Consider the following 12,815-nt stretch of genomic DNA (forward strand, 5'->3'; position numbering starts at 1 on the left):
AAAAATGGAAGAGTCATAAAAACGGAAGTTTTTCAGTGCCCTCCCTCGTCGCTGATGCTTTTTTGCGTTTTACACTAACTTTTCAATAAACGTCTCGATTTGCTTCTGCGTTTTGCGGTCGCGGTTCACGTAGCGTCCGATTTCTTCGCCACCATCAAATGCGACGAAGCTTGGAATGCCAAATACGTCAAGGCTTGCACATACGTTGATGAAGTCATCGCGGTCTACTTTGACAAATGTAAACGCTGAAAATTTCTCCTCGATTTCTGGCATAAATGGGTCGATAAACGTGCAATCTGGGCACCAGTCAGCTGAGAAGACGAACATCGTTTTTTCATTTTTAAGTTGCTCAAATTGCTCGATTGATTGTAATTGTTGCATAAAACCACTCCTTTTTCGATTAGTATAGCGTCTTTTTGCGCTTACTCCAACGTTTTCTTTACGCAGTGCATCGCCTCAGCCGCTTCTGTCCAGTGCACCGAGTAGCCTTTTCCTTTAGCGCAAAAAATAGACGACGATGTGTAGTCCGGGTCAGCATCTTTATTGTAGCCGATCCGTTCGATTACTTCGTCTGCATTATGGCACACATCGTAGCGATCAAACTGAAGCGAAATCGAACCTTTGCCGTTTGTGTACGCTAAAAATGTCGTCGCATAATGCATAAATGTTGCGACCGGTACGCGCCCTGTTAATAGTGCATCATGCTCCGTTAATGCTGGTGCATCGAACGTACCACTTGCTTGCTGTACGTCGCTCATCATACGTCCGAGGTGGTCGATTGAAGCGCGCAGGCGGAAGCGGTAATACGGCTCAAGTAATACGTTTTCTACTTGCTCACACGCTTGACGTAATGCACGATGCGTCGCCTCACGAAAATCGCCGCCTGCTGTATGCTTCGCGTGTGCCGCACCGTTTAATAGCGTTACATGCACGTCTGTAATCGGTGAGCCTGTTAATAAGCCATGATGCTCTTGCTCAAACAGGTGATGCTCAATTAAGCGCATATGTCCGGTCGTTAAATCGTCGGCGTGGCAGCGGTTTGTAAACGTCATACCGCGACCGCGTGCGTTCGGTGCAACGTGAAGATGTACTTCTGCGTAATGTTTCAGCGGCTCAAAATGCCCGTAGCCGTAAGCGCTCTTTGCAATTGTTTCCATGTACAAAATCGTCGGCGTATCGAACGTCACGTCAAGGCGATAGCGTTCGCGCAATATATGTGTTAACACTTCAAGTTGAATGACGCCCATGACGTGCAGCTGAATTTCTTGATGGCGCTCATGCCATGTGACACGCAACGTCGGCTCTTCTGCTTCGAGCTCACGTAGCATTGCAAGCACTTCTTTTACATGAATTTTGTTATGAACATGAAGTTTTGCCTGTAGCGTCGGTGTTAACGTTAATTGTTGCGACATGCAATCGCCAATAACATCACCGACAACTGCTTCGTGCAAGCCTTTTAGCGCAACGACATCACCGGCGAACGCTTGCTGTACCGATTTAAAGCGCTGCCCGTTATATGCGCGTATTTCGAGTATTTTGTATACGTTGCCGCGAATTATTACATCATCTCGAACGTGTAATGTGCCGCGCATGAGCTTCATGAACGTTAAGCGCTGGTCGAGCTCGTGGCGAATTTTAAAGACGTTCGCCTGTACATCACCTGTTTTGTCATACGTCGTCGTCACGAAGCGGTCAAGCGCATCTAACACGCGGTCAATGCCATCTCCGTGCAACGCAACCCCGTTAAAGACTGGAAAAAGCGCGCCGTTTTGCATGAGCTGCTGCACCGAATGCGTCAATAGCTCATCGCTTACGTTTTCAGCAATGTATGCATCGAGCACTTTTTCGTGACGCTCTGCAACCGCGCTTACAAATGTTTCGTCAACAACGACTGCATCCGGTGACAACAGCTGCTGAATTTGCGCCATCGTTTGCTCCAAACTTGCTCCTTCACGATCCATTTTGTTAACGAAAAAAATGCTTGGGATCTGTCGAGTACGCAGCAGCTGCCACACCGTTTCTGTATGCCCTTGTACACGTTCGACGGCACTTACAATGATGATGGCAGCATCAAGTATCGCAAGCGAGCGTTCCATTTCTGGGGAGAAGTCGACATGTCCTGGTGTGTCGATGATGTGATATGTGCAATCGTTGTATGTGAAGCGTCCTTGCTCTGCAAAAATTGTAATGCCGCGTGCTCGCTCTAACTCATCGTTATCTAAAAATGTGTTTTGATGATCAACGCGCCCGACCGTTTTAATCGCATTTGTCGTAAATAGTAGCTGCTCGGCGAATGTCGTTTTTCCAGCGTCGACGTGGGCGAAAATACCGATTGTTTTAAACATAAAGGTCACCTATTTCTTTTTAAGTAGTTGTGAAAAGTATGGCACACAATGTACGCGTTGACAAAATGAACGGCAAGGCATGATTTGTCAGGTCTGTTGATTAGCCATTTATATACAGTGAAATCGGTTGTTTTTAGCAACCATCTGGAAATAAATGCTGCATATTAATGGCAGTAAGCGAGCCGCAATACGCTTCTGCCAATTGATTGGCTAATCAACACGCTTGATGATTTGTAAAGTACGTAGTTTTAATAGAAGAGAATTGTTTTTTGAAAATTTCGTTTATGGAACAGTGTGCTATATTATGCGTTGAAATTGTTGGAATGCTAATGAATTTCTTATAATTTGAAAATTAATAATAATTTTTAGTAAATGTAATTGTAAACTTTAAGTTTATTTATTATAATCAAAGCTGTTGTCAAACGATGGCAAACACACTATGTAGGTCGTTTACTAGGAGGAATGAACGTGGGTAAAGCATTGATTATCGGCGCTGGCGGAGTAGCTAGTGTAGTCGTACACAAATGTGTTCAAAATTCAGAGGTATTTGAGGAAATTATGATTGCAAGTCGCACAAAATCAAAGTGTGACGCTCTGAAAGAAAAATTAGATGGTGGTAAAACAATGATCCACACAGCACAAGTAGATGCTGATAACACAGACGAATTAATCGAGCTAATTAACTCATTCAATCCGGATGTAGTCATTAACGTGGCACTTCCTTATCAAGATTTAACAATTATGGATGCGTGTTTAGCGACGAAAACGCATTACGTAGATACAGCAAACTACGAGCCGCTAGATACAGCGAAATTCGAATATAAATGGCAATGGGCTTACAAGGAGCGCTTTGAGGAAGCAGGCATTACGGCATTGTTAGGTTCTGGCTTTGACCCGGGCGTAACAGGTGTTTTCTCAGCACACGCATTAAAACATCACTTCGATGAAATTCATTACATCGATATCGTCGATGCAAACGGTGGCGATCACGGATTACCATTCGCAACGAACTTCAACCCAGAAATTAACATTCGCGAAATTACAGCGAACGGTCGATTTTGGAAAGACGGTGAGTGGGTAGAAACTGCACCACTTGAGCACAAAATGGTATACAATTTACCGGAAATTGGCGAAAAAGATTGCTACTTACTTTACCATGAAGAGTTAGAGTCTTTAGCAAAAAATATTACAGGCTTAAAGCAAATTCGCTTTTGGATGACGTTCGGTCAACAATATTTAACGCATTTACGCGTACTTGAAAACGTTGGTATGACATCAATTGAGCCAATCGAGTTCCAAGGGCAAATGATTCAACCAATCCAATTTTTAAAAGCAGTATTACCAGACCCAGCAACACTTGGACCACTGACAAAAGGTAAAACGAATATCGGTATTATCGCGCGCGGTATTAAAGACGGCGAAGAAAAAACGTATTACGTGTACAACGTATGTGACCACCAAGAGTGTTACCGTGAAGTGGGCTCTCAAGCAATTTCATATACAACAGGTGTGCCAGCAATGATCGGTGCAATGCTTGTGATGAACGGTGAGTGGCAGCGTCCTGGTGTTTGGAACGTAGAAGACTTCAATCCAGACCCATTCATGGATGCATTAAACAAATGGGGTCTACCGTGGCAAGAATCGCATAACCCAGATTTAGTGGATTTAGACTTTACAAACCCAAAGGACGCGAAATAATGAGCGGCGCGAAACAAGCGCGCATCACAAAAGCGATGGCGCAGGCGCAAGCAGAAACAGGCATTGACTGGACTACTGCGCCGTCGCCTGCGTTCGTTGTTGATGAGCGACTTTTAAAACGCAACTGGGAAATTTTAAAGTCGGTGCAAGACCGCACTGGCTGCGATATTTTACTTGCATTAAAAGGCTTCTCGATGTGGTCGACGTTCCCGATGGCGCGCGACTACTTAGCAGGTATTACGTCGTCTTCATTATTTGAAGCGCGTCTTGGCTACGAGGAGTTCGGCAAGGAAGTGCATGCATACGCACCAGCTTATGCAGAGCACGAAATTGATGAGTACTTAACGTATGTCGACCATATTGTGTTCAACTCGTTTGACCAATTACGTCGCTACAAAGATAAAGTACAACATCACGAAAAGCATATTTCAATCGGTTTACGTGTTAACCCTGGGTATTCAGAGGTTGAAACACCGCTATATGACCCGTGCTACATTAACTCTCGTCTTGGTATTCCGTTTGAGTCGTTTGAGCCACAAAGCTTAGACGGTGTAGACGGCATTCACTTCCACGCGATGTGCGAGCAAGGTGCCGATGTGCTAGAGCGCATTTTAGTGCACTTTGAAGAAAAGTATGGCAAGTATTTACATCAAATGAAGTGGGTAAACTTCGGTGGTGGGCATCACATTACGCGTGAAGATTACGACGTCGAGTTACTAATTAAGCTCATTACGCGCATTCAAGATACGTACGATGTGAAAGTCATTTTAGAGCCAGGTGAAGCATGTGCGCTGAATACAGGTTACTTAGTCGCAACGGTGCTTGATACAATTCAAAACGGTATGGACTTAGCGATTGTTGACTCGTCAGCAACGTGTCATATGCCAGATACGTTAGAAATGCCGTACCGCGCGCACATTATCGGCTCAGGCTTACCAGGTGAGAAGCCGTACACATACCGCTTAGGTGGAATGACGTGCTTAGCAGGTGACATTATCGGTGATTATTCATTCGATGAGCCACTAGAGCCAGGTGACCGCCTCGTGTTTACAGACATGGCGCACTACACAATGGTAAAAACACATATGTTTAACGGTGTAAACTTACCGAGTCTTTGTTTATTTAACGAAGAAGAAGGCGTGAAAACGGTGCGTACGTTTGTATACGAAGATTACCGCAACCGCTTATCATAAATAATGAAAACTGTCCGAGAAGCAATTTTCGGGCAGTTTTTTTATTGGCGTTTGCGATAACATCGTAATAGACGGCGATTAAATTTTAGAGTGAGAGCAGGCTCGAAACAAGAGGTGGACTCCAGCAGGAAAAGCACAAACCAAAAATATGTTGAGGTCGTACTTGCGCAAAGCCGTAATCTTAAGAAATTCTTCAGATTTTGCATACAACTTTCCTCATCTTTACACGGTATGATAAAGAAGAATAGGAGGGATATATATGACATATACAGTGCTCGTAGTCGATGATGATGAAGCGATTCGTGACGGCATCGATATTTATTTACAAAACGAAAGCTATAACGTGCTTAAAGCAGCAGACGGACTAGAGGCGCTTGCGTTACTTGAGCAGCACGACGTTCATCTCATTATTTTAGATGTCATGATGCCGAATATGGACGGTATTACGGCGACATTTACGATTCGGAAAGAGCGAAACATTCCCATTATTATGCTTAGTGCGAAGGTGGAGCAGGCGGACAAAATTCACGGTTTATCAGTCGGCGCAGATGATTACGTTACGAAGCCATTTCACCCGATGGAGCTGCTTGCGCGTGTAAAATCACAGCTGCGGCGTTACGTTCAGTTTGGCACGTACAACGAAGTGAAAAGCGGTTTAACGATCGACGAGGCAGCGCGTGAAATTTGCGTAGATGGCGAGCCAGTGAAGCTAACGCCGACAGAATACAATATTACGGCATTGCTGCTGAAAAATGCAGGGCGCGTCTATTCGATTCGTGACATTTACGAAATCGTTTGGAACGAGGAGGCGTTTAACGCTGAAAACATCGTTGCTGTACACATTCGAAAAATTCGCGAAAAAATTGAGCAAGATCCGAAAAATCCGCGTTACGTAAAGGTCGTATGGGGCGTTGGCTACAAAATTGAAAAGCAGTGAGGAGGAAGTCGCGTGCGTATAAAACATTTCGTTCATTTATTTATAACGTTTGTTGTACTCGTTGCGCTTTGTGTAATTATTGAGCGCGGCCCTGTATATATCGGAAAAACATACGGGCAGTCAAGCCAGTTGCAAAACGAGGCGCACACCGTTGCACAAACGATTGCGGCACATGTCATTCAACCGTTAACGAAAGAGCATTTCAACGACTATTTAACTGTGACCGCAAAAGACGTCGAAGCATATCGTCATTATTACGGCACGCTATCTGAGCAACTTACGAAAATTGAAGCGGAATATGCACAAAAACAGCAAAGTGTAAACGAAGACGTTGCGCGTGCGTTGGAGCAAGAACGTGCGGAAAAAATAGCCGACATCGAGCGCGTATTTACTGACGATGCATATGTGCGTACGAAAGTGCTCGCATTAAAGGAGCAAGTTGTGCAAAAAATTGTGATTGAGGAGGCGAAGAAGCAGCAAAACAATTTAAGTAGCTTTACGTATTATAGCTATGATTTATACGATAGTAAAACGATGCGTGAAGCGGCGTTCGGTAATATTCACGATGATGCGATTTTTACACATCATATAGAAGAAGGCGATTTACAAAATGTGAGGCGAACATTTTTAATTGGTTCTTACGATGTACCCGCGCTTCAGCCGATTTCATATACGGTGGAACGCTCATTGCAGCACGTTTGGGGAACGATGACGATCGCGAAACGTGCGAACGTATCATACGTGTCCGAATACAGCATTTTCGTCATGATGCAATACGTCGTGTACAGTATGATGGCAATGGCGGTAATCGGTGCGCTATATGCATGGCGTGTGCGACGAAATGTGCGTAAAGTGTTATGTTGTAACAACCCGTTCGTGACGTATACAGCGAGCGTACCGATTGATATGTTCGCATTATTCATCATCGGTGCTATTTATATCGTATGGGCGTTCATCTATTCGTTATCGTACACACCAGGTATGTTCGTTATCGATATCGTTCAAGAGCGTATTAGCATATATGAATGGACGAAGCAGCTAACGTGGGCCACGATTATTTTCGTCATGTTCATCATCGTTTTATATGTGGCATTCGCGTTCGTTATGCGTGTGAAAACATTGTCGTGGCAACAGCTCTGGCGACAAACGGTGTTGTATAAAGGAATCGACATCGTACGCATCGCCTTTCAAAAACGTTCAATCGGTACGAAAATCGTATTATGGATGGTCGCATTTAGTGGAGCGAGCTTTTTAGTCGGTGAGTTTCGCGGCGTGTATAGTGCGACCGAAGCGGTAATCGTGTTAACCGTAATTGTCGTGCTATTATTTTTTATGATGCTGCACCGCGTCGGGCAGCTCACAACAATTATGTCTTATACTGCGGACGTTGTGAACGGGCAGACGCCAAAAGCGATATCGATTACAGGAAATCATCCGTTAGCGCATCATAGCGAGCATGTGCAAACGTTGCGTGAAGGCATGCGTGATAGCTTGCTCGAGCAGCAAAAAAGCGAGCGGCTAAAGACCGAACTCATTACGAATGTGAGCCATGACTTGCGCACACCGCTTACTGCGATTATGACATATACGGAGCTGTTAAAGCAGCCGCATATAGATGAAGTAGAGCGTCAAAAATATGTGACGATTGTCGATGCGAAAGCAAGTCGCTTAAAAGTGCTCATTGACGATTTATTCGAAGTGTCAAAAATGGCGAGCGGTGATGTCGAGATGCAAAAAAGCAAAGTCGACGTTGCACAGCTTGTTCAGCAGGCGATCGGTGAGCATGAAGAGGCGTTTAAAGCAGCGCAGTTGGACGTGCGTGTAACGATTGCGCAACAGCCGATCGAAGCGTATATTGACGGACAAAAATGGTGGCGCATGTTCGATAATTTGCTCGTTAACGCGTATAAATATTCGCTTCCTAACACGCGTGTATACATTCATTTGCGTCTAGAGGATGACGAAATATATTTGTCGGTAAAAAATGTGGCGAATTATGCGCTCAATGAAGATGCGACGGAATTAGTTGAGCGCTTTAAACGTGCTGATACGGCGCGTCATACAGAAGGTTCGGGGCTCGGGCTTGCGATTGCGGCGTCTATTGTTAATTTGCATCAAGGGGATATGACGATCGATGTCGATGGTGATTTATTTAAAGTCGTTGTGCGCATGCCAAGAACAGTATGACGAACAATATATGACATAAGGTGAACATTCCCTTATGTCATTTTTTTATGCGTAAAAAGGTATAATGACTTATATGTTTCGATGTATATCATCACGTTTTAATAAGCTATAAATGAAAAATAGCGCTTCGTTGTATTTTTTTGTGTAGTCGTATTTGTTTACGTTGTTTGTACAAATGGGAAAGGAATATGTAACTTACTTTATTTTGGAGGGAACGATATGCGCGCATCGGTAAATACAAAATTAACGGTTACAATTTTAGCAGTCTTTTTAGTCATTTTTTCTCTCTACACATGGATGACGAGTATGGCAGATTGGGAAGCGAGTAAGGCGGCGCAGGAAGAATCGTTAATGCGTACGTCGGAGTTATCTGCGCTTGAAATGCAGGCGGTGTTTAATGAAACGTTTGACATATTACAGACGGAGGCGAATATGCTTGCGTCGGCGTATCGAGATGGTGGGCTTCAAGCAGAAATGATTGTAGCGATGAAGCGTGATTTGCTCGCTAAACATACGAGCTGGCTTAGTAATTCCGCGATTTTTGAGCCGAATGTCGTCACAGCTTCGACCATAGAAGGGCAAAAATTTATTGATGCAAGCAATCGATTTGTGCCGTATTTCATCCGGGAAGACGATGGCACGATGACTGAGACGAATATTGAAGCGTATGAGCAAGAGGCGTGGTACGTGCGTCCGATTCAAAATGGCGAGACGATGATTACCGATCCGTACGATTATGAGGTCGGTGGTGAAACGTTATCAATGGTAACACTCGTTGTACCTGTTATGACGAATGACGCCGCAATTGGTTACGTATCTGCGGACTTTTCGCTCGATTTTTTAGGCGGTTTAGTGACGACGTATGCACCGGCAGATGGTGTACAGCGCGTCGTCACAAATAGTGGGCTCATTACAGCAAATAGCAATGATGCAAGCGTCGTTGGCGAAACTATTTCGATTTTTTCATCAAAAGAGGAGGAGCTCATGTCTGAACTAGCGGCTACTAGCTCGACATTAACGTATGAGAACGATGCATTGTTACAAGCTGAGGTTGCAGAAGTCGTTACACCGATTACGTTTCGTAACATCGACGGTAACTGGGGTGTTGTGACGAGCATGCCGACGTCTGTCATAAATGCACCGCTACTAACACAGCTACGTTGGTCAATCATTGGCGCAATCGCGATGGCATGCTTGCTCGGTGCGACCATTTTCTTTGTTGTGCGTCACATTTTAAAGCCGTTAATACCGTTGCAGGCGGCGCTACAAAAGGCGGCAACAGGTGATTTAACAGCAAACGTCGATGAGACACGTGTGACGAATGACGAAATTGGTATGGTAACAAAAGCATATAATCATATGATTAATAAGACGCGTCATGCTGTAACGAGTGTGATGCATGCGGCAAATGATATGCAAGTTGAAACGGCGAGCTCAACAGAGGCAGCAGAAGCGGTGCATGAAGGGCTTGGGCATTCGACAAAAGCGCTCGCTGACATTGCAGGTGGTGCACAGCATCAAGCGGATGAAACGGAACAATCGCTTACAAATGTGACGCATTTATCAACAAATATTGAAACGATTCATACGATGTCGGCGCAAATGGAAGCGCAAGTAGCGACATCGATGAACGAGTCACAGCAAGGTATTACACAAATTGTACAGCTGCGTAAACAGCAGCAACAAACGACGATTGTGCATGAAGGGCTGTCACATGAAATGACCGGTTTGCTGCATTATGTTGATGATATAGGGCACGTGATGGAAACGATTCAAAGCATTTCGGAGCAGACGAATTTACTTGCGCTCAATGCATCAATCGAAGCGGCACGAGCAGGCGATGCAGGAAAAGGCTTTGCGGTCGTCGCGCAGGAAGTTCGTAAGCTAGCAGAGCAGTCACATGCTGAAACAGAAGCGATTTGGCAAACGATTAAAGCAATTCAGCAGGCGTCAGCACGTACGGCAGCAACAGTGGAAACAAGCACGGAGCAGTTGAAGGAGCAGGCGAGCGTCATTGCTGAAACGGAGGAGATGTTTCATAATCAAGCGATGCGTGCACAGCAGCTAGATCGTGATATTGCGGAGTTGACGAGTCGCCTTGCAAGTATGGTCGAGCAAAAGGATTATATGTTACAAAGCATGCAGACAATTGCAAGCATTTCCGAGCAAAGTGCAGCAGCGACGGAGGAAGTGACCGCGACGATTATGATGCAAACGGAGGAAGTCGAAACGATTACGCAAAATGTGCAACAGCTGCAAAACATTTCGAAGCAATTAAATACGCTAATGCAAACATTTAAAATTGCATAAACAAGCGACAATGCCATCTTGTTTTTCGTATAATGAACGTATTATGCATTAAAGGGGAGACGAATATGGCAAAGGCGCTTATCGCAATTGGCGCGGCAACGGTCAATGTGTTAACAAAATGGCTACAAACAGAGGCGCAACCTGTACAAATTGTATGGATTGGCTCACACCAACAAGATTTTTTAAGCTTAAAGGTGCGCGATTACATTGGCGACATCGTTAGTGAAACGGCAGATCATGTCATCGGCACGCGCGGTGAACTGTTATATATTGCGAGCGGACAAAGCACGACCGACGCAGCACGATTACAAAAAATACTTGAAAAATATGAGGACGTATACATTTTATCGAGCTTAGGTGGAGGAACGACGTCGCACGTAACGCCGTTTATTGCGGAAATTTGCACACGTAAAGACCCGCTCATGCAAGCGATTGTAACGTTGCCTGCAAAGCTTGAGCCACGTACGCGTCACGAAAAAGCACAGCACGCCTTTCATCAGTTAAAGCAAATTTGTCCGGTCATTCATTTAGTGACGAATAACGGCGAGCATGAGGAATCGCTCGTTGCTACGTTCGCACGACGCGACGAATTACTTGCGACATTGCTCACGCGCTTAATTCGTTAAACGACGAAAAATTTTTATGAAATGGTAATCAAAGTAGTTGTGCGATGCGTGAAAATCATGTACATTGGCTGTAATAAAGCATGAGGTGATTTTTATGAATGTTCAACAACCGGTTATTACAGCTCCAGAGCTCGTGGCACAGCGTCATATGCGCAATGCGATCATTGGCAAACGCTGCCTCGGCATATGGACAGCACATGAACTGCACACAGATGAACCGTTACAACGCGCACCGATTGTATTACAGCTAGAGGACGGCGAATTAGCCATTTATAATGATGCATCACGCGGCACGCTTCTTGCACTGAATCGCTTTGATTTAGATTTACCGATTACGATTGCTCAATCGACATATATGTACTTTTTTAATCCACTTATTGAACGCCCGGTCGTTGATGAAATATTCGTTTGTGACGACGGCTTTGCATTTGCCCATACAGATGGCTACGTCGCGGTTTTAGCGGGCGAGCTACGCTTAGCTGGTGTTGATGAATTTGACCAGTGGGAGCGCATTTCATAAAAAATAGCGCGTCTGAGTTCGTTTACTCAGGCGCGCTGTTATATTTATTCATTCCATTCAATGACTTCATCATCTAACACTGCTTGCTCCTTCACATGTGCAGGTACACGTACATTCGCTAAATTATTCACTTCTGTAAATGTTTCTTCAATCGTTATTTGACCTTCATCATTTTCTTGTGTGACGTAATCACTCACAATTTTGTATTCCTCAACGCCACGCTCAGAAAACGTCATCGTTAACGTTAAGTTTAAAAACATAGTAGGTGGCTCGCTATCACCGACATCTAGTAAATCATCGATTGTAGTCGATGGCACCGCTAATGAGAATTCAATCATTTGGGCATCTTCATCGACGACTGTGAACGTTTCAGATTCTGTCGCAATGAGGCGAAGTAGCTCCGTTGTATCAGGTAATGGCTCCTCCTGCCACATTTCGATTGTGTCACGATCCATCGTATACGTCCAGTTTGGCTCATCGGCTGAATCATTCGCATACATGCCGTCCGTATCATTTGCGTAAATTTCCATGTACTGTGGGTTTTCACTTTCATAAATAAGATGTGTTTCGTGCGGTTGCTTCATATACGACAACGTATGCTTATAGCTATAGCTGTTATCTGGATTCGTGCGCACAACATGATCCGTCGTCTTAACAGAATGATAGCTATCCCATTGTAAAAGTGAATCGATTGCATCGACTGCACCGTTAAATAAGTTTCGCTCAAGAGCAGTTAATGGAATCGCTTCCTCCTCTACATGTTCTTCTTTTTCATCGAGTATCTCTTCGGCTGTCAACTCGTCATCATCAATCGTTTCTCCGTCGTTTTCTACCGGCTCTTCTCCCGTCGCTTGCTCTTCGTTTCCATTCGTTTCGGTTGTAGGCTGTTCGGCTGGCGCTTCTGTTTCCGTCGTCGGTGCAGGCTCATTTGATAACATCGTTCCATCGCTGCAACCGACTAGGCATAGCGCGGGAATTAATAGTAATCGCTTCATTTGC

The 12,815-nt window shown here is 44.6% G+C and carries 10 protein-coding genes; 7 read left to right on the forward strand and 3 right to left on the reverse strand.

The annotated features are described in order from the left end of the window. Window positions 1–69: 69 nt before the first annotated feature. Complete coding sequence (locus tag A6K76_RS10525; protein WP_281181449.1) at window positions 70–447, reverse strand: thioredoxin family protein; 378 nt, start codon at window positions 445–447, stop codon at window positions 70–72. Continuing rightward, window positions 423–2,345: an elongation factor G gene (locus A6K76_RS10530; RefSeq protein WP_066464840.1), complete on the reverse strand. Its 1,923-nt coding sequence runs from the start codon at window positions 2,343–2,345 to the stop codon at window positions 423–425. Before A6K76_RS10530 ends, A6K76_RS10525 begins: the two co-directional genes overlap by 25 nt. A gap of 468 nt (window positions 2,346–2,813) precedes the next feature. Here A6K76_RS10530 and A6K76_RS10535 point away from each other — a divergent pair, with 468 nt between their 5' ends. The 7 genes from A6K76_RS10535 to A6K76_RS10565 all read left to right on the forward strand — a co-directional run bounded on the left by A6K76_RS10535 (window position 2,814) and on the right by A6K76_RS10565 (window position 11,816). Next, a complete protein-coding gene (locus tag A6K76_RS10535; protein WP_066464842.1) occupies window positions 2,814–4,043 on the forward strand; it encodes a saccharopine dehydrogenase family protein in 1,230 nt (409 codons plus the stop codon). A 35-nt stretch (window positions 4,044–4,078) separates the two neighbouring features. Continuing rightward, entirely contained in the window at window positions 4,079–5,236 is a 1,158-nt protein-coding gene (gene nspC / locus A6K76_RS10540) for a carboxynorspermidine decarboxylase (RefSeq protein ID WP_066464969.1), read from the forward strand. A 259-nt stretch (window positions 5,237–5,495) separates the two neighbouring features. Next, a complete protein-coding gene (locus A6K76_RS10545; RefSeq protein ID WP_066464844.1) occupies window positions 5,496–6,173 on the forward strand; it encodes a response regulator transcription factor in 678 nt (225 codons plus the stop codon). A 12-nt stretch (window positions 6,174–6,185) separates the two neighbouring features. After that, a complete protein-coding gene (locus tag A6K76_RS10550; RefSeq protein ID WP_066464846.1) occupies window positions 6,186–8,360 on the forward strand; it encodes a sensor histidine kinase in 2,175 nt (724 codons plus the stop codon). Window positions 8,361–8,579: 219 nt separating this feature from the next. Then, window positions 8,580–10,670, forward strand: a complete 2,091-nt coding sequence (locus A6K76_RS10555; protein ID WP_066464847.1) for a methyl-accepting chemotaxis protein — start codon at window positions 8,580–8,582, stop codon at window positions 10,668–10,670. 65 nt (window positions 10,671–10,735) lie between these two features. Further along, the gene (locus tag A6K76_RS10560; protein WP_066464849.1) at window positions 10,736–11,296 is read left to right on the forward strand and encodes an FtsZ/tubulin family protein; all 561 of its coding nucleotides are present in this window, start codon (window positions 10,736–10,738) and stop codon (window positions 11,294–11,296) included. A gap of 94 nt (window positions 11,297–11,390) precedes the next feature. Then, window positions 11,391–11,816 carry a hypothetical protein gene (locus A6K76_RS10565; protein ID WP_066464851.1) on the forward strand — a complete coding sequence of 142 codons (426 nt, stop codon included), beginning with the start codon at window positions 11,391–11,393 and terminating at the stop codon, window positions 11,814–11,816. A gap of 44 nt (window positions 11,817–11,860) precedes the next feature. Here A6K76_RS10565 and A6K76_RS10570 read toward each other — a convergent pair whose 3' ends face one another. Further along, entirely contained in the window at window positions 11,861–12,811 is a 951-nt protein-coding gene (locus tag A6K76_RS10570; RefSeq protein ID WP_139108686.1) for a hypothetical protein, read from the reverse strand. Window positions 12,812–12,815: the final 4 nt, after the last annotated feature.

The sequence above is a fragment of the Caryophanon latum genome (genome assembly GCF_001700325.1).
GTDB lineage: Bacteria > Bacillota > Bacilli > Bacillales_A > Planococcaceae > Caryophanon > Caryophanon latum.